Origin of the sequence: Mesorhizobium sp. CA16 (assembly GCF_020165175.1) — a bacterium.
Taxonomy (GTDB): domain Bacteria; phylum Pseudomonadota; class Alphaproteobacteria; order Rhizobiales; family Rhizobiaceae; genus Mesorhizobium.
In genome coordinates, this window is sequence record NZ_JAIUHP010000001.1 from 647,977 (window position 1) to 664,065 (window position 16,089).

The window sequence follows — 16,089 nt, forward strand, 5'->3', positions numbered from 1 at the left end:
GATCTGTGGTTGTAGCGCTTGGCCGTCGGGCAAAAGGCCCCGGTTTTGCGCGTGTTTGAAGGAGTGTGCGAAAAAATGGCGAACGAAAACTGGCCCGTTTACGGTGAAATCACCGGTCCCGTCGTGATGATCGGCTTCGGCTCGATCGGGCGGGGAACGCTGCCGCTGATCGAGCGCCATTTCAAGTTCGACAAGTCGCGTATGACGGTCATCGACCCGCGCGACACCGACCGCAAGCTGCTCGACGAGCGCGGCATCACCTTCATGCAGGACGCGGTGACCGAGAAGAATTACAAGAAGCTGCTGACGCCGCTTCTGACCAATGGCGGCGGCCAGGGCTTTTGCGTCAACCTGTCGGTCGACACCGGCTCGGTGGACCTGATGAAATTGTGCCGCAAGCTAGGCGTGCTCTACATCGACACCGTCGTCGAGCCGTGGCTCGGCTTCTATTTCGATACCGAGGCCGATAATGCCAGCCGCACCAACTATGCGCTGCGCGAGGCGATGATCAAGGAAAAGCAAGACAAGCCGGGCGGCCCGACGGCGGTCTCCACTTGCGGCGCCAATCCCGGCATGGTCTCGTGGTTCGTCAAGAAGGCGCTGGTCAACCTCGCCACCGATCTTGGTCTCGAGTTTTCCGAGCCCGCGCAGGAAGACCGCGAGGCCTGGGCCAGGCTTATGAAGAAGGCCGGCGTCAAGGGCATCCATATCGCCGAGCGCGACACCCAGCGCACGAAGAAGCCGAAGCCGATGAACGTGTTCTGGAACACCTGGTCGGTCGAAGGCTTCATCTCGGAGGGCCTGCAGCCGGCCGAGCTCGGCTGGGGCACGCATGAAAACTGGATGCCTAAGAACGGCAAGAAGCACAAGCACGGCTCCAAAGCGGCGATCTATCTGGAACAGCCCGGCGCCAACACGCGCGTGCGCAGCTGGTGCCCGACGCCCGGCGCGCAATACGGCCTGCTGGTGACGCATAACGAGTCGATCTCGATCGCCGACTTCTTCACCGTGCGCTCGAAGAAGGGCAAGGTCCAGTATCGCCCGACCTGCCACTACGCCTACCATCCTTGCAACGACGCCATGCTGTCGCTGGACGAGATGTTCGGCGCCGCCGGCAAGTCGCAGCCCGTCCACCACGTGCTCGACGAGAACGAATTGGTCGACGGCGTCGACGAGCTCGGCGTGCTGCTCTACGGCCACGACAAGAATGCCTACTGGTATGGATCGCAGCTGTCGCTGGCCGAGGCGCGCAAGCTCGCCCCCTACCAGAACGCCACCGGCCTGCAGGTCACCTCGGCTGTGCTCGCCGGCATGGTCTGGGCGCTGGAGAACCCGACCGCCGGCATCGTCGAGGCCGACGAGATGGACTACCGGCGCTGCCTCGAAGTGCAACTTCCCTATCTCGGGCCGGTCAGGGGCTACTACACCGACTGGACGCCGCTGGATAACCGGCCGGGTCTCTTCCCCGAGGACCTGGACAAGGACGACCCGTGGCAGTTCCGCAACATTCTGGTCCGATAGCAGCCGGACCTACCGGAGCAATTCGAGGAAAAGTGTGAAACGGTTTTCCGTCCGGATTTGCGTGAAAACAAGGGGATAGAGCTGTTCGCCCGTTCCGTGAAACGGTGGAGACGCTCTCCCTCTGCGCCTTGCAATCGCCCGGAAATCGGGCGATTGAGTATCGGCGGACTGAGGAGAGGATTTTCAAAATGACCATTGCGCGCAAACTGCTTTCGGCAGGCGCCGCGGCAAGCCTTCTGGCTGCGGCCGCCTGCACCACCACCGGCCCCGCGGACCAGCCTTCGATGGCGGCGCCGAAGGGCGTCGAGGGCAACTGGATCGACGCCAAGGGCACCGGCCTGTCGACCTTCGCGGCCGGCAGCTTCACCACCGTCGCCACCGACACCGGCCAGAAGCTGTCGGAAGGCAGCTACACCATGACCGGAGCGACCTCGGTCGAGATCCACGGCACCTCGCTGATCCGCCAGACGCCGGTCAGCTTCAACTGCCTGATGGTCTCCATCAGCCAACTCAATTGCACCAGCGCCAGCGGCCAGAATTTCGTGCTGACGCGCCGAGCTTGAGCGTTCGCAAATCGTCAGCCGACAGGGCCGGCGGCGCAAGCCGCCGTCCTTTTTTGTGCCGGCAAACATCTCCCTGATTTGTGCTTGCATCGAACGGAACCCGATGTGAACATGACCGGAGCTGACTGTTATTTTCCAGTCAAGCGAGGGCGCTAAGCATATTCGAAGTCAGCTTATCCGGGAGACGAAGATGAAGAAGATTGCCGCGATCCTAGCCCTGTCGGCATCGGCGCTCGGCCTGTCGGCAGGCGCGTCTTTTGCCGACTACACGCTGAACATCCTGCATTTCAACGATTGGCACAGCCGCATCGAAGGCAACAACAAATACGAGTCGACCTGCTCCGCCGACGAGGAGACCAAGGGCGAATGCATCGGCGGCGCCGGCCGGCTGATCACGGCGATCGCTCAGGAGCGCAAGAAGCTCGAAGGCCAGAACCTGCTGCTGCTCAATGCCGGCGACAGTTTCCAGGGATCGCTGTTCTACATCACCTACAAGGGTGCGGCGGAAGAGGAATTCCTCAATCAGATCAAGCCCGACGCGGTAACGCTCGGCAACCACGAGTTCGACGACGGCGAGACCGCGCTGGTTCCCTATCTCGACAAGGCGAAATTCCCGATCGTCAGCGCCAATGTCGTGCCCAACGACAAGTCCGGCGCCAAGGACAAGATCAAGCCTTCGATCGTCGTCGAGGTCGGTGGCCAGAAGATCGGCATCGTCGGCGCCATCACCAACGACACGCCGGAACTCGCCTCGCCCGGCCCGAACATCGCCATCGCCGACGATGTCAAGTCGATCACGGCCGAGGTGGAGAAGCTCAAGGCACAAGGCATCAACAAGATCATCGCGGTCACCCATATCGGCTACAGGCGCGAGCGCGACGTCATAGCGAAAATCCCGGGTGTCGACGTGGTGGTCGGCGGCCACAGCCACACGCTTCTGTCGAACACCGACCCGAAGGCCGAGGGACCGTACCCGACGATGGTCGACAACCCCGACGGTTACAAGGTGCCGGTGGTGCAGGCGGCGTCCTATTCGAAATATCTCGGCGAGTTCAAGGTCGTGTTCGACGACAACGGCGTCGTCAAGGAGGCGAGCGGCGCGCCGATCTATCTCGACAAGTCGATCACCCCTGATCCCGCCGTTCTTGCCCGCATCAAGGAGCTCGGCGCGCCGATCGAGGCGCTGAAGAACAAGGAGGTGGCCGAGACCACCAAGGCCATCGACGGCAGCCGCGAGAATTGCCGCGCGCGCGAATGCGAGATGGGCAATCTCGTCTCCGACGCCATTCTCGACCGCACCAAGGGCCAGGGCGTCGAAATCGTCATCTCCAATGGCGGCGGCCTGCGCGCCTCGATCGACCAGGGCACAGTGACTATGGGCGAGGTGCTGACCGTGCTGCCGTTCCAGAACACGCTGGCCACTTTCAAGATCTCGGGCAAGGACCTGGTTGCGGGCCTTGAAAACGGCCTCAGCCAAATCGAGGACGGCGCCGGCCGCTTCCCGCAGGTTGCCGGCATCAAATATTCCTTCGACAGATCCGTCGCGCCCAATGCCGGCCGCGTCAAATCGGTCGAGGTGATGGAGAACGGCGCCTGGACGCCGATCAGCCCGGACAAGCTGTACCTCGTCGCCACCAACAACTACGTCCGCCAGGGCGGCGACGGCTACAAGGTTTTCGCCGACAAGGCGACCGACGCCTATGACTACGGCCCAGGCCTGGAGCAGGTGGTGGCCGACTATCTCGGCGCCCACCGTCCCTACACGCCGAAGCTCGACGGCCGCATCACCGAGCTTGCGGCAACGGCGACGGCGGCCGAGCCGGCCAAGCCTGCGGAACCGGCGAAGCCTGCCGAGACCGCCCCCGCCACCCAGGCGCCTGCGAACGGGGCAGCAAAACCAGCCGAGACGTCGCCGGCAAGCGGCGAGCCCGCCATGCCGGCTCCGCCTTCCGGTTCCAGCGACATTGCCGGCACGCCGCCGGCGGTTTCTACTGAAACCGCTCCGGCCGCGCCCACCGAGACCGCGAAGCCGGCAGAGAGCGCGCCCGCGGCGCCGGCCGCGGAACCGGCAAAGCCCGCCGAGACCGCCCCGGCAACGCCTGCTCCCGCAGCCGAGCCGGCCAAGCCGGCGCAGGCAACGCAGGCCGAAGCGAAACCGGCCGAGACCAGCCACACCGTTGCCGCCGGCGATACCTATTGGGACCTGGCCAAGAAAGCCTATGGCGACGCCACCAAGTGGAAGCTCATCTCCGAAGCCAACAAGGACTTTAAGCCGCGGCGCCTGCCGCTCGGCGCGACGCTGACCATTCCGCCTGCCGCGAAGTAACGCTCGGGCCGGGACTGATCGCACCCGTCCGGGCAACCGGGCGGGTGTTCCTTTTTGAGGTCCTGACGCGATAAGGTGCGGCCAGACGCAGCATTGAAAACCGGCAGGGCATCGCTAGGTTCCGCGGCGCTACCGGAGATTGTTGATGACCGTTGCCGACCCCACCGATGCCAAAGCCGCAAAGGCCGTCGGCCTGCCGCCGGCGCATGCCGCGCCGGTCAGGCCGGGCAAGATCGGCGTCCTGCTGGTCAATCTCGGCACGCCCGACGGCACAGACTTCCGGCCGATGTGGCGCTACCTGCGCGAATTCCTCTCCGACCCGCGCGTCATCGAGCTCAACAAGGCGATCTGGTATCCGATCCTGTATGGACTGGTGCTGACGACCCGGCCGAAAAAATCCGGCGCCAACTACGCCCGTATCTGGAACCGGGAGATGAACGAATCGCCGCTGCGCACTTTCACCCGCGCTCAAGGTCAGAAGCTGGCCGCCGCACTTACCGATCTGCCCGATGTGGTGGTCGACTGGGCGATGCGCTACGGCAATCCCTCGACGGCAAGCGTCACTCAGAAGCTGGTCGACCAGGGCTGCGACCGCATCCTCAGCTTTCCGCTCTATCCGCAATATTCGGCGACGACGACGGCGACCGCGAACGACCAGCTGTTCCGCGCGCTGATGAAGATCAGGCGCGCGCCGGCGATCCGCAGCGTGCCGCCCTATTATGACGAACCGGTCTATATCGACGCGCTTGCGCGTTCGATCGAGCAGCATCTGGCGACCCTCGACTTCGTGCCGGAGGTGGTGATCGCCTCCTATCACGGCATCCCCAAGCCCTATTCCGACAAGGGCGATCCCTACGGGGCGCATTGCCTGGAGACCACGCGGCTGCTGCGGGCAAGGCTCGGCTGGGACGAGAAGAAGCTCATCGCCACCTTCCAGTCGCGTTTCGGCGCGCAGGAATGGCTGCAGCCTTACACCGACGTCACCGTCGAGAAACTGGCCAAGGACGGCGTGAAATCGATCGCCATCGTCAATCCCGGCTTCTCCGTCGACTGCATCGAGACGCTGGACGAGATCGGCCGCGAGGCGGCCGAAACCTTCCATCACGCCGGCGGCGAGAATTTTGCGCACATCCCCTGCCTCAACGACGGCGCCGAGGGCATGGCGGTCATCGAAGCGCTGGCGCGGCGCGAGCTTTCCGGCTGGGTGTGACCTGTTTCACCGACAGGCTCGAAACCGGTGCGCAAAAGCCTTCGCTAACCAATATTCCCGATCACCTGATTGTAACGCTGCGGAAACACACTTAAGTGATTCCGTGAGGTCGCCGCCTTTTGAGGGAGAAACGAAATGGGCTTCAGCGGTTTCGATATTGCCATCATTGTTCTTGTCTTCTTGGTCATCATCCTTCTTTTCAAAGGCATCAAGACGGTGCCGCAAGGTTATAATTACACGGTGGAACGCTTCGGCCGGTACACCAAGACGCTGACGCCTGGCCTGAACATCATCAACCCCATCTTCGAGCGCGTCGGCGCCAAGATGAATATGATGGAGCAGGTGCTCGATGTGCCGACGCAGGAGATCATCACCCGCGACAACGCCATCGTCGGTGTCGACGGCATCGCCTTCTACCAGATCCTCAATGCCGCGCAGGCCGCTTATCAGGTGGCCGGGCTGCAGAACGCCATTCTCAACCTGACCATGACCAACATCCGTACCGTCATGGGCTCGATGGACCTCGACGAATTGCTGTCCAACCGTGACGCCATCAACGAGCGCCTGTTGCGCGTCGTCGATGAGGCGGCGCATCCGTGGGGCATCAAGATCACCCGCGTCGAGATCAAGGACATCAATCCGCCGGCCAATCTGATCGAATCAATGGGCCGCCAGATGACGGCCGAGCGCAACAAGCGCGCCCAGATCCTGGCCGCCGAAGGCCTCAAGCAGTCGCAGATCCTTGAGGCCGAGGGCCGCAGGGAAGCAGCCTTCCGCGACGCCGAGGCGCGCGAGCGCTCGGCCGAAGCGGAGGCCAAGGCGACGCAGGTCGTGTCGGAAGCCATCGCCAAGGGCGACGTGCAGGCGCTCAACTACTTCATCGCCCAGAAATATACCGAGGCGCTGACCAGGATCGGCTCGGCCACGAACAGCAAGGTGGTGCTGATGCCGCTTGAAGCCTCGTCGCTGATCGGAACGCTCGGCGGCATCGGCGAGATCGCCAAGGAAGTTTTCAGGAGTGAAGGTACGGCCGGCGCGCAGCGGCAGGCCGCACGCCCGCCGCTGGTTCGGCCGAACGAAACCTGAGATCATAGGAGGCTGCTCCCATGTTCGACCGTATCGTTTCCGAACTCGGCCCGTGGAACTGGATGGTTCTGGGCTTCGTGCTCCTGGTGATGGAGATCGTCGCGCCGGGCGTCTTCATGCTGTGGATCGGCATCGCCGCGCTCATCGTCGGCGCCGTGTCGCTGGCGATATGGGACGCCGCTTTCTGGACCTGGCAGGTGCAGGTGCTGGCGTTCCTGATCCTGTCGCTGATCTCGGCTTTCGTCGGCAAGAAACTGATGGCCGGGCGCCACGACGATGCCGACCAGCCGCTGCTCAACCGCCGCGGCGCGCAAATGGTGGGCAAGCTGGCGACGCTGGCCGAGCCGATCAAGGACGGCCGCGGCCGCATCAAGCTCGGCGACACGCTGTGGCGCGTTTCCGGTCCTGACCTCCCTGCCGGCACGCAAGTGCGCGTTGTCGGCGCCGCCGACACCGACCTGGAGCTGACGGTCGAGGCGGCCTGACCCGAGACAGGTATCGGACGGGCTGGGACTAAGGCAATTCCAGGAAAGGGCGTGGCTAAGCTGCGCCAATGCGCAGCAGGTCGTGGAAGTGAACCACGCCCACCGGCATTTTGTCTTTGGTCACGACCAGCGCGCCGATATTGTGCTCGTTGAGCATGGCGATCGCCGTGCCCGCCAGCGTCTGCGGATCGATCGTCTTGGGCGTGCGGGTCATGACCTCATCGACGGTCACGTCGGCCAGATTGCGATGCAGATTGCGTGCAACGTCGCCGTCGGTCACGATCCCGACCAGTTTGCCGCTCGTATCGACGATGCAGACGCACCCGACTTTCTTCTGCGACAGCGTCATCACCGCTTCCGGCATCTTGGTGCCGAGCAGGGCGAGCGGCACCTGATCGCCGGTCCGCATGATCTCCGACACCAGGGTCAGATTGGCCCCAAGCTGCCCGCCGGGGTGCAAGGTTCGGAAGTGATCCGGCGTGAAGCCCCGCGCTTCGAGCAGAGCGATGGCCAACGCGTCGCCCAGTACGAGTTGGAGAAGCGTCGATGTCGTCGGAGCCAGCCCGTGCGGACAAGCCTCGGGCACGACCGGCAGCAGCAAGACCACATCGGCCGCACGCGCCAGCGCCGAGCTCTCGCCGGAAGTAATGGCGATCAGCGGGATGGAAAAACGCCTCGAATAGGCGACGATGCCCATCAATTCCTTGCTTTCGCCCGACCACGACATGGCGATGATGGCGTCGTCCTTGGCGATCATGCCGAGATCGCCGTGATTGGCCTCGGCGGGATGGACGAAAAAGGCTGGCGTGCCGGTCGAGGCAAGCGTCGCGGCGATCTTTGCGCCGATATGGCCGCTCTTGCCGACGCCGGTGACGATGACGCGGCCCTCGATCCGCGAGATCAGGTCGATCGCGGCGGCAAAAGGCTCGGTCAGCCCGTTTGCGAGCGCGGCGGCGAGGGCCGCCACGCCGGTCTGCTCCGTCGCCACCGTTCTCAGCGCCGATTCGATCACGGCCTGCCTGTCCGGCTGCTTTCTTTCTGGGGACCCCGCATGCATGGCGCAAGCGATTAGCGCTTTGCCGCGCCCCTGTCCAACGGAATTGCCTTCAACCTGCGATTGGGGGCCCAGAGGCGGCTCTCTCAACCCTCCGTTAACCATCCGCATTTACGGTTCGGTAAGTATGGCGCAACCGCGCCGCGCAAGCAGTGGTGACGATGTCCGGGGGCCAGCCAGAAACGAAAATCGGTCGGAAGGGCCTTGCCGTTGCAGCACTGCTGCTGACGGCAAGCGCACTTGCCTTGCTGCGTCCCGCGCCGGCGTTCTCGCAGGAAACCGAGCTGCGCGGCGAGGTCTCCGAATCGGCCATACTCGCCGACCAGCAGCGCAAGGCCAGGCGGGCGCGGGGATCGCAGGGTCAGACCCCGCCCGCCGCAGTCCAGGACACGGCATCGACGACCTACCAGCCGTCAAGCCCCGGCGCCGTTCCCGATGACGATCAGACGGCGGGCGCGACGGACAGCATCTTCGATCAGCCGCAGGCAACGGACGATCCATTGGCCGTCACGAAGGCTCCGGTAAAACCCCGCCGACCTTCGACGGCAAAGCAGCGTGCTCAGGACGCCAAAGCCGGCGCCAAGACCGCCGACGAGAAAAAGGCCAAGAAGAAAACCGGCGAAGCGACGGACAGCACGACCACCGCCGCGACCGTCGGCACAGGCAACCGGACCGACGCCACCGCCACCGGCGATGAAGACGGCAGCAACCGCCGTACCGTCACCATCGATAGCGTCGACAAGCAGAAGCTGGACCCCGGTCAGGAGCGCACCGCCTCCATCGAAGGCCTGAAAGTCAAACCGGAGGAGGATCCCTTCGCCGCGCCGGGCATCAAGGTCGGCACCTTTCTCTTCCGGCCGACACTCGAGCAGGGCTTCACCGCGACCTCCAACGCCGATTCCAGCAGCACCGGCAAATCGGCGGTTCTGTCCGAGACGGCGCTGCGCTTCACCGCGACCTCCGACTGGCGGGAGAATTCGGCTTTGATTACCGGCTACGGCCAGTTCCGCAATACCGTCTCTGGCCAGAAGATTAACGACGCGCAGGGCCGTATCGAGGGCCAGCTCAATGTTGACCTCGACAACGAGCTGCGCGCTATCGCCAAGCTGGGCTACGAGGCCGCGCCAGAATCGGCCTCCTCGCCGGATGCGATCGCCGGTGTCACCCAACAGCCGCTGCGCCAGACCGTCGACGGCAGCGTCGGTCTCGAAAAGAGTGTCGGCAAGATGCGCTACGCGCTGACCGGCGCGGTCTCGCATGATTTCTACGGCGATGCCGAGCTCTCCGACGGCACCACCGTTTCACAGAAGGACCGCGACTCCACGCTCTACACGGCAACCTTGCGCACCGGTTACGAGATTTCGCCGGCGCTGACGCCGTTCACGGAAGTCGAGGCCGGGCGGCGCCTCTATGACCTGCGCGTCGACACCGACGGCTTCCAGCGATCCTCGACCAGGCTTGGTGCGCGGGCCGCGCTCGAGCTCGACATGGGCGAGAAGCTGTCCGGCGAATTTTCCGTCGGCTGGCTGCGTGAGGCGATCGACGACAACCGCCTTCCGGCGGTAGCGGGTCCGAGCATCGATGCCGACCTCAAATGGTCGCCCGAGCGCGGCACTACTATTGGCCTGACCGGCAAGACCAGGGTCGAAACAACCACAACGGCTAATGAGAGCGGCGATATCCTCTACTCCGGCCGTCTGACCGGCGAGCGCCAGATCCGCGCCAATCTGACGGCGAACTCGGCGCTCGGCCTCGACTGGCGCGATTACACCGGCTCCGACGGCCACGATTTGATCCTGAGCGCCGAGGCCGGGCTGACCTGGTGGTTGAACCGCTATGCCGGGGTCACCACCAGGGTAAGGACGGAGAAGCTGACCAGCAATCTGCCTGGCCGAGACTATACGACCAACAGTGTCTATCTCGGCCTGAAGGTCCAGCGCTGAAGGGCAGCAACCGCCAAGCCTATGCCGAGATTCAGGTCAGGCCGAGTCGAGAACGGTGGCTTCCGAGAACCGGAGCTGAGCGTACTCAAAGTACGTGAGCACCGGAAGCGCAGGAAACTGCCGTTCGCAGACCGGCCTCACCTGAATATCGGCATAGGCTAAGACGCGGCGCCGCGCCGCTCTACTGGCCGCACCTCGTCCAGCAGCGTGCGGACGACGCCCGCCATGCTTCCGCTCATGTCGCTGCGCCACAGCGCGAAGGCGACATTGGCCTCGACGAAACCTTCCGGCGAGCCGCAATCGAAGGTGCGCCCCTTGTAGTGATAGCCGTAGAAGGGCTGCTCTTTCTCCAGCTTCAGCATCGCGTCGGTCAGCTGAATCTCGTTGCCGGCGCCACGCTCCTGGCTCTCCAGGATGCCGAAGATTTCCGGCTGCAGGATGTAGCGGCCGTTGATGTAAAGATTGGAGGGCGCGGTCCCCTGTTTCGGCTTCTCCACCATGCCGGTGATGCGGAAGCCGTGATGCGCGTCCTCGCCGCGGCCGACGATGCCGTATTTATGCGCTTCCGCCGGATCGCATTCCTGCACGGCGACGATGTTGTTGCCGGTCTCGGCATAGAGTTCGACCATACTCCTCGTGCAGCTCTTTTCCGACTGCATGATCATGTCCGGCAAAAGCAAGGCGAACGGCTCCTCGCCGACCAGCTCGCGGGCGCACCAGACGGCGTGGCCAAGGCCCATCGGCACCTGCTGGCGCGTGAAGCTCGTCTGTCCCGGCGCCGGCTGCAGCCGCTGCAGGCGGGCGAGCTGATCGTCCTTGCCGCGCTGGGCAAGCGTGTCATACAGCTCGAACTGTACGTCGAAATGGTCCTCGATGACCGCCTTGTTGCGTCCGGTCACGAAAATGAAATGCTCGATGCCGGCCTCGCGTGCCTCATCGACCACATATTGGATGACCGGCCGGTCGACGACGGTGAGCATTTCCTTCGGGATGGCCTTGGTGGCCGGAAGAAACCGCGTGCCGAGGCCGGCGACCGGGAAAACTGCCTTGCGAACGCGCTTCATGCTGACACCCCCTGCGTTTCAGCCAATTATCCGCTCGGCGGCACGCTCCGCAATCCCCAAACATTTCCCGACGGAAATCATTTTCACGCCGGAATGTTGGATTAAGGGCGAGCAGTGAACGTGAGAACTAAAGCCGCGACACCTCTTTTCGTTCCCCGCGGGACCTATGGTAAACCAAATGCTAACCCGGTTCGGCGTTGAATGATCTTCCTGATTTGACGAAGGAGGAAATGATGTCCGTTCGCAACACCGCGAGGCGCCTGACGGCACTGGCGACGGCCGCCGGCCTCACGCTGGCCTTGCTGATGCCCGCCGGACCCGCTTTCGCCGATGCCGGATTCCGCCAGTGGGTCTCGGATTTCCGCGCAACCGCGGTGGCGGGCGGCGTTTCGGGGGCGGTCTACGATCAGTCCATGAGAGGCATCGAGCCCGACCCGGTCGTGCTGGAAAAGGCCCGTACCCAGCCGGAATTCACCGCGCCCGCCTGGGACTATTTCGACAACCGCGTGCACGACCAGGCAGTCGCCAACGGCCAGGCGATGGCGAAGAAATGGAGGCCGTGGCTCGATCGCATCGAGGCGCGGTTCGGTGTCGACCGCAACATCCTTTTGGCCATCTGGTCGATGGAATCGAACTATGGCGAGACGCTCAAGCGCGACGACATCATGCGCAACGTCGTCCGCTCGCTGGCGACGCTTGCCTATGGCGATCCGAAGCGGTCGAAATATGCCCGCACCCAATTGATCGCGGCCTTGAAGATCCTGCAGACCGGCGACATCGATGAAAGCCATCTGATGGGCTCCTGGGCAGGCGCGATGGGCCAGACCCAATTCATCCCGACCAGCTACCAGCGCTATGCGGTCGACATGGACGGCAATGGGAAGCGCGACATCTGGAGTTCGATCCCCGACGCGCTGGCGACCTCCGCCAATCTGCTCAAGAAGAACGGCTGGCAGGCCGGCAAGACCTGGGGCTATGAGGTCTCCATACCAGCCGGCAAATTGCCCGGCGGCGCAAAGACGATCGCCCAATGGCAGGCGCTCGGCGTCGTCAGGGCCAGCGGCAAGCCGTTCAAGAACCTGACTGACAAGGCGACGTTGAAAGTGCCGGACGGCCGAGGTGGACCCGCCTTCCTGATGATCAGGAATTTCTCCGTCATCAAGGCCTACAACAACGCCGACAAATACGCTTTGGCCGTGGGCCTTCTGGCCGACGAGATCGCCGGCGGCACCGGCCTGGTGCAGGACTGGCAGCGGCCTTTCACCAAGCTCAGCTTCGAGGAACGGCAGGAACTACAGAAGCGGCTTTCAGATCACGGCTACTATGACGGCAAGTTCGACGGCAAGATCGGCGACGGCTCGAAAGCCGCCATCATGGCCTACCAGGCCAAGGTCGGCTTGAACCAGGATGGCTATCCGAGCCTGGAAGTGCTCAAATGGCTCCGCAAGCAGTAGAGCCTGGGGAAGCGCCAGCATCCTCTCAAAGACGGCAAGGATGCTGTAGCGCTTCGGCTTGCGCATGACTTTCCCACGTCTTCCGGTCATGCGCCAAGGGATGGAGAGGTGTTTGGTTTCGGTTGCGCGTATCAGGCAGGGCATTCGCCGGGCGCCGATCCTGGTTCTCGCCCTGGCCGTGCTCGTCGTCACTGCCGTCGGCGCGTTCCACGCACCGGCATTCGCGCAGGAGGAAAGCCGCGGCTGGTCGTTGCGTGACCTTCTGTTCCCGCGCCGCAGCGAACGCGTCGAGCCACCGTTCGAAATCCAGAAATCAAGGCCGAAACCGAAGAAGAAATCCAAGCCGCGCCCGCCGGCCGAGCCGGAAACGCCGATCGTCGAGAAGACGAACGACGCCCATGTCGTGCTGGTGGTCGGCGATTTTCTGGCGGGCGGGCTGGCCGAGGGCCTGGACACCGCCTTTGCCGACAATCCCGCCGTCAGGATCGTCACCCGCGCCAACGGTTCGTCCGGTTTCGTTCGTGACGATGTCTACAATTGGCCAGCCCAGATAAAATCGCTGATCGAAACCGAGAAACCGGCAGCCGTGATCATCATGCTGGGTTCCAACGACCGCCAGCAGATGAAGGTCGGCGACGTGCGCGAGCAGCCGCGCTCGGAGAACTGGACCAAGGAATATGAGCGCCGCACCGATGCGCTCGGCAAGGCCATAGAAGACACCAAGGTGCCGTTCCTTTGGGTCGGCATGCCGGCTTTCGGTGTGTCGAAGATGAACTCCGACATGCTCGCGTTCAACGACATCTATCACTCGGCCGCCCAGAAACACGGTGGCGAATTCGTCGATGTATGGGACGGCTTCGTCGACGAGAACGGCGCTTTCGTTATCTCCGGCCCGGATATCAACGGCCAGCCGGTTCGCCTGCGTTCCGACGACGGCATCAACGTCACCAAGGCCGGCAAGCGCAAGCTCGCTTTCTACACGGAAAAGCCGCTGGCGAAGATCCTCGGCCTGGCCGCGCCGGGAAGCGTCACGACCGTGTCGGCGCCGGCCGGAGCTCCGGTTGAGGCGCCGAAGCCGGCCGCGGCGCCCGTCATCGTCGACCGCACCGCGCCGATGCTTCTCGGCGACCCGGCGCTCGACGGCGGCACCGAGCTGCTCGGCGCCGCGCAGCCGGCCAGGGCCGATCCGAACCTGCCAGGCGAAAAACTGATCGTCGAAGGCAAGGCGCCCGCCGCCTCGCCCGGCCGCGCCGACGATTTTTCGTGGCCGCCGAAGACGCAGCCGGCGACAGCAGCCGTCGAGTCGGACTCCACGCCCGCCAGCCCTTAATCGACGTCCATCGGATTCGTCGGGATGAGATCACCCTTAGATCGTCCTGCGCGAAAGCGATTTCACGCCAGGCCGAACAATGGCATTGTTCTATCCCGCTGGGATTACAGGGGGGCGAACATGTCGGCGACGGGCTATGCCTTGCTTGGCTTCGTAACTTGGACCCTCCTCCTGCTTGTATGGATGGAGATCCTGCGCACCCATCTTGTGGTGAGCGGCCGCATCCCGGCAAATGGCTTCACGCCGGATAACGCAGGTCTTTCGCCCTTTTTGCAGCGGCTTGCGCGAGCCCACGCCAATTGCATTGAGGGACTCCCGATATTCGGTGGCCTCATGGGCGTGGCCATGATGACTTCGCGGACGGGGATCACCGACCCCCTTGCATACTGGTTTGTCGCCGCGCGGCTAATCCAGTCGGCCATTCATCTGGCGTCGACAAGTCCAAACGCGGTCAAGGCTCGATTTTCCGCGTTCGCGGTCCAGATGGCCATCGGCCTCTACTGGGCGGTAAAGCTGCTGGCCGGTTAGGCGCTTCAAGAAGCTTACGGCTCAGCGAGTGCTTTGAAGCCTTACCGCGGCAGCACCGTCGATCCCATCAGCGCCTCGTCGATCGAGCGCGCCGCCTGGCGGCCCTCACGGATCGCCCACACCACCAGCGACTGGCCGCGGCGCACGTCGCCCGCCGCATAGAGCTTGTCTACGCTGGTCCTGTAGTCGCGATCGTTGGCCTCGACATTGTTCGAGCGGCGGCTGTCGGTGACGACTTTGATCTTGCCGTCGAGCTCCTTCATCAGGCTGTCGCCCGCAGGACCGGCGAAGCCGATGGCGATGAAGGCGAGATCGGCGCGGATGACGAACTCGCTGCCGGCGATCGGCTTGCGCTTGTCGTCGACCTCGCAGCAGCGAACACCGGTCAGCTGGCCTTCCTCGCCGATGAACTCGAGCGTCGCCACCTGGAATTCGCGCTCGGCGCCCTCGGCCTGCGAGGAGGACGTGCGCATTTTCGTCGCCCAGTAGGGCCAGACGGCAAGCTTGTCTTCCTTCTCCGGCGGCTGCGGGCGGATGTCGAGCTGCGTCACGCGCACCGCGCCCTGGCGGAAGGCGGTGCCGATGCAGTCGGACGCGGTGTCGCCGCCGCCGACGACCACGACATGCTGGCCACCGGCAATGATCGGGTGCGAGGGCCAGGCCACCGACTGGATCGGCTCGCCGCCGACGCGACGGTTCTGCTGCACCAGATAGGGCATGGCGTCATAGACGCCGCTGAGATCGCTGCCCGGAATGCCGGCCGGACGCGGCGTCTCCGACCCGCCACAATAGAGCACGGCGTCGAATTCCCCGAGCAGATCGGCCGCTTTCATGTCGACGCCGACATTGACGCCGCAATGGAAGGTCACCCCCTCGCCCTGCATCTGCTCGATGCGCCGGTCGATATAGTGCTTCTCGATCTTGAAGTCCGGTATGCCGTAGCGCATCAGCCCGCCGGGGCGGCTTTCGCGCTCATAGACATGCACGTCGTGCCCGGCGCGGCCGAGCTGCTGCGCCGCCGCCATGCCGGCCGGGCCGGAGCCGATGACGGCAACCCTCTTGCCGGTCTTCTTCTCCGGCGGATAGGGCCGGATGTGGCCGGTCTCATAAGCTTTGTCGGCGATCGCCTGCTCGACCGTCTTGATGGCGACCGGAATGTCCTCGAGGTTCAGCGTGCAGGCTTCCTCGCAGGGCGCGGGACAGATGCGGCCGGTGAACTCGGGGAAATTGTTGGTCGAATGCAGGTTGCGGATCGCGTTGTCCCAGTCGCCATTGTAGACGAGGTCGTTCCAGTCCGGGATCTGATTATGGATCGGGCAGCCGGTCGGCCCGTGGCAGAACGGAATGCCGCAATCCATGCAGCGCGCGGCCTGTTTCTCGACTTCCTTGTCCGACATCGGCAGCGTGAATTCGCGGAAGTGCCGGACGCGGTCCGAGGCAGGCTGGTACTTGTGCACCTGCCGGTCGATCTCGAGAAAGCCTGTTACCTTGCCCATAGTCCAGTCCCTGCTGTCCGAAGGCACGC

Annotated in this window: 13 protein-coding genes; 10 read left to right on the top strand and 3 right to left on the bottom strand. The window is 63.9% G+C overall.

The window, feature by feature from the left end; all coding sequences use genetic code 11:
* The first annotated feature begins 75 nt into the window (after window positions 1–75).
* The 6 genes from LB525_RS03200 (at window position 76) to LB525_RS03225 (ending at window position 7,191) form a co-directional block, all read left to right on the top strand.
* A complete protein-coding gene (locus LB525_RS03200) occupies window positions 76–1,521 on the top strand; it encodes a homospermidine synthase (protein WP_224543398.1) in 1,446 nt (481 codons plus the stop codon).
* Window positions 1,522–1,709: 188 nt separating this feature from the next.
* Window positions 1,710–2,084 (top strand): hypothetical protein, encoded by a 375-nt coding sequence (locus tag LB525_RS03205; RefSeq protein ID WP_095766333.1) that lies wholly within the window; start codon window positions 1,710–1,712, stop codon window positions 2,082–2,084.
* 190 nt (window positions 2,085–2,274) lie between these two features.
* The gene (locus LB525_RS03210; protein ID WP_224543400.1) at window positions 2,275–4,410 is read left to right on the top strand and encodes a bifunctional metallophosphatase/5'-nucleotidase; all 2,136 of its coding nucleotides are present in this window, start codon (window positions 2,275–2,277) and stop codon (window positions 4,408–4,410) included.
* Between the two features lie 145 nt (window positions 4,411–4,555).
* Window positions 4,556–5,620: a ferrochelatase gene (gene hemH, locus LB525_RS03215; protein WP_224543402.1), complete on the top strand. Its 1,065-nt coding sequence runs from the start codon at window positions 4,556–4,558 to the stop codon at window positions 5,618–5,620.
* Window positions 5,621–5,755: 135 nt separating this feature from the next.
* Complete coding sequence (locus tag LB525_RS03220; protein ID WP_224543403.1) at window positions 5,756–6,706, top strand: SPFH domain-containing protein; 951 nt, start codon at window positions 5,756–5,758, stop codon at window positions 6,704–6,706.
* A gap of 20 nt (window positions 6,707–6,726) precedes the next feature.
* Window positions 6,727–7,191 carry an NfeD family protein gene (locus LB525_RS03225; protein ID WP_095766329.1) on the top strand — a complete coding sequence of 155 codons (465 nt, stop codon included), beginning with the start codon at window positions 6,727–6,729 and terminating at the stop codon, window positions 7,189–7,191.
* 55 nt (window positions 7,192–7,246) lie between these two features.
* Here LB525_RS03225 and LB525_RS03230 read toward each other — a convergent pair whose 3' ends face one another.
* Window positions 7,247–8,248: an SIS domain-containing protein gene (locus LB525_RS03230; protein WP_224524194.1), complete on the bottom strand. Its 1,002-nt coding sequence runs from the start codon at window positions 8,246–8,248 to the stop codon at window positions 7,247–7,249.
* Between the two features lie 158 nt (window positions 8,249–8,406).
* Here LB525_RS03230 and LB525_RS03235 point away from each other — a divergent pair, with 158 nt between their 5' ends.
* A complete protein-coding gene (locus LB525_RS03235) occupies window positions 8,407–10,188 on the top strand; it encodes an outer membrane beta-barrel protein (RefSeq protein ID WP_224543404.1) in 1,782 nt (593 codons plus the stop codon).
* 158 nt (window positions 10,189–10,346) lie between these two features.
* Here the strand turns inward: LB525_RS03235 and galU are convergent, their stop codons facing one another.
* Entirely contained in the window at window positions 10,347–11,252 is a 906-nt protein-coding gene (gene galU, locus LB525_RS03240) for a UTP--glucose-1-phosphate uridylyltransferase GalU (protein ID WP_224543405.1), read from the bottom strand.
* A gap of 233 nt (window positions 11,253–11,485) precedes the next feature.
* Here galU and LB525_RS03245 point away from each other — a divergent pair, with 233 nt between their 5' ends.
* The 3 genes from LB525_RS03245 (at window position 11,486) to LB525_RS03255 (ending at window position 14,564) form a co-directional block, all read left to right on the top strand.
* Window positions 11,486–12,706: a lytic murein transglycosylase gene (locus LB525_RS03245; protein WP_224543544.1), complete on the top strand. Its 1,221-nt coding sequence runs from the start codon at window positions 11,486–11,488 to the stop codon at window positions 12,704–12,706.
* Between the two features lie 112 nt (window positions 12,707–12,818).
* Window positions 12,819–14,036: a DUF459 domain-containing protein gene (locus tag LB525_RS03250; RefSeq protein ID WP_224543406.1), complete on the top strand. Its 1,218-nt coding sequence runs from the start codon at window positions 12,819–12,821 to the stop codon at window positions 14,034–14,036.
* A gap of 120 nt (window positions 14,037–14,156) precedes the next feature.
* Complete coding sequence (locus tag LB525_RS03255) at window positions 14,157–14,564, top strand: MAPEG family protein (RefSeq protein WP_224543407.1); 408 nt, start codon at window positions 14,157–14,159, stop codon at window positions 14,562–14,564.
* Between the two features lie 41 nt (window positions 14,565–14,605).
* Here LB525_RS03255 and LB525_RS03260 read toward each other — a convergent pair whose 3' ends face one another.
* Window positions 14,606–16,060 (bottom strand): glutamate synthase subunit beta, encoded by a 1,455-nt coding sequence (locus tag LB525_RS03260; RefSeq protein WP_140541860.1) that lies wholly within the window; start codon window positions 16,058–16,060, stop codon window positions 14,606–14,608.
* Window positions 16,061–16,089: the final 29 nt, after the last annotated feature.

What these genes read in the sequence shown, in the direction of transcription:
- LB525_RS03200 (WP_224543398.1), top strand. Translation starts at nt 76, where the DNA reads ATGGCGAACGAAAACTGGCCCGTTTACGGTGAAATCACCGGTCCCGTC.
- LB525_RS03205 (WP_095766333.1), top strand. Translation starts at nt 1,710, where the DNA reads ATGACCATTGCGCGCAAACTGCTTTCGGCAGGCGCCGCGGCAAGCCTT.
- LB525_RS03210 (WP_224543400.1), top strand. Translation starts at nt 2,275, where the DNA reads ATGAAGAAGATTGCCGCGATCCTAGCCCTGTCGGCATCGGCGCTCGGC.
- hemH (WP_224543402.1), top strand. Translation starts at nt 4,556, where the DNA reads ATGACCGTTGCCGACCCCACCGATGCCAAAGCCGCAAAGGCCGTCGGC.
- LB525_RS03220 (WP_224543403.1), top strand. Translation starts at nt 5,756, where the DNA reads ATGGGCTTCAGCGGTTTCGATATTGCCATCATTGTTCTTGTCTTCTTG.
- LB525_RS03225 (WP_095766329.1), top strand. Translation starts at nt 6,727, where the DNA reads ATGTTCGACCGTATCGTTTCCGAACTCGGCCCGTGGAACTGGATGGTT.
- LB525_RS03230 (WP_224524194.1), bottom strand. Translation starts at nt 8,248, where the DNA reads ATGCATGCGGGGTCCCCAGAAAGAAAGCAGCCGGACAGGCAGGCCGTG.
- LB525_RS03235 (WP_224543404.1), top strand. Translation starts at nt 8,407, where the DNA reads ATGTCCGGGGGCCAGCCAGAAACGAAAATCGGTCGGAAGGGCCTTGCC.
- galU (WP_224543405.1), bottom strand. Translation starts at nt 11,252, where the DNA reads ATGAAGCGCGTTCGCAAGGCAGTTTTCCCGGTCGCCGGCCTCGGCACG.
- LB525_RS03245 (WP_224543544.1), top strand. Translation starts at nt 11,486, where the DNA reads ATGTCCGTTCGCAACACCGCGAGGCGCCTGACGGCACTGGCGACGGCC.
- LB525_RS03255 (WP_224543407.1), top strand. Translation starts at nt 14,157, where the DNA reads ATGTCGGCGACGGGCTATGCCTTGCTTGGCTTCGTAACTTGGACCCTC.
- LB525_RS03260 (WP_140541860.1), bottom strand. Translation starts at nt 16,060, where the DNA reads ATGGGCAAGGTAACAGGCTTTCTCGAGATCGACCGGCAGGTGCACAAG.